A 1,063-nucleotide genomic window follows, 5' to 3' on the forward strand; every position below is an offset into this window, starting at 1 on the left:
TCCCAGATCAGCTTCGACAGGTTTTCGCCGAGCGCGTCGTCGACTTCGTTAAAAACCCTACGCGCCTCGGGGAAGGCATCGGCGAGGTCCTTGCCCATGCCGACAGCCTGGCTGCCTTGTCCCGGAAAGGTGAATGCAACGGCCATGTGTGGGCTCCCAAAGCTCGGTTCTGCTTGCCTGATACACGAATTTTCCTGCCTGTGACGCAACGCGGCCTGCCAAGTCAAGCCCGGTTCGACCCGGCCCCTTGGCAGCTTTGCCGGCCGAGTGCCTGTTCCAAAAGGCTTTTTGGCGATCACTCCTGATGAAAACCGCTCACGAATCGTTTGCTGGCTCTTCTTATTTCCGCCACAGGCGCTAGCTTTGCGTGACAATTCCATGACAATCGAGTGACGGGTCTGTCGCTGGGTGGGGAAGTTAAAGTGGCTAGGATTTCGAAAGGCGCAGGCAAAGCCGCGCCACAGTTTCTGGAAGACGATCCTTCCACCGGCTACCTGCCGGGACGGAAGTGGCCGACCATACGCTATGGGCTGACCAGCCTGCTGATCGCGGCCGTCCTGGTGTTCGCCATCGAATTGATCGTGCGCGGCGACTTCGCCGGCACGGTTTCCTTCTTCCTGCAGCCGCTCAAGCCGGGCTGGACCACGATCGTGGTGTTCGCACTGGTTCTGGTCGGCCTCGATGCCGTTTTCGGCCGCAGCTATCAAAGCCTGATGATCGTCGCGCCGCTGACGCTCTCCCTGGCTTTCATCGGTCACCAGAAATCGCATTATCTCGGCGATCCCCTCTACCCGACCGATTTCCTCTACTCCCGCCAGATCGTGGCGCTGCTGCCGCTTCTGGTGCGTGACCGCCCGATGACTGCGCTTGCCATGGTTGTCGGCATCGTCGCCGGCCTGTCGCTGCTCATTTATGGCTGGCGGGTCTGGCGTCGAAAGGTGCCGATACTCAGCCGCAAGGGCCGTCTCGCCCGGCTGACGCTGGCGGTGCCGCTGCTCGCCTTCTTCGTCTCGATCATGGACTACGCCACCTTCTCGTGGACTCGCGACCGGCTGCAGATCAT

Annotated in this window: 2 pseudogenes; one reads left to right on the forward strand and one right to left on the reverse strand. The window is 61.0% G+C overall.

Annotated features, from left to right (window positions below):
- A pseudogene (locus tag FJ980_RS35745) lies at positions 1-146 on the reverse strand (ACP S-malonyltransferase); the annotation flags it as partial.
- 276 nt (positions 147-422) lie between these two features.
- Between FJ980_RS35745 and FJ980_RS33905 the strand changes: the two are divergent.
- Positions 423-1,063: pseudogene (locus FJ980_RS33905) on the forward strand (hypothetical protein); the annotation flags it as partial.

Source organism: Mesorhizobium sp. B1-1-5 (assembly GCF_006443065.1).
In the GTDB taxonomy this organism is placed as follows: Bacteria; Pseudomonadota; Alphaproteobacteria; order Rhizobiales; family Rhizobiaceae; genus Mesorhizobium.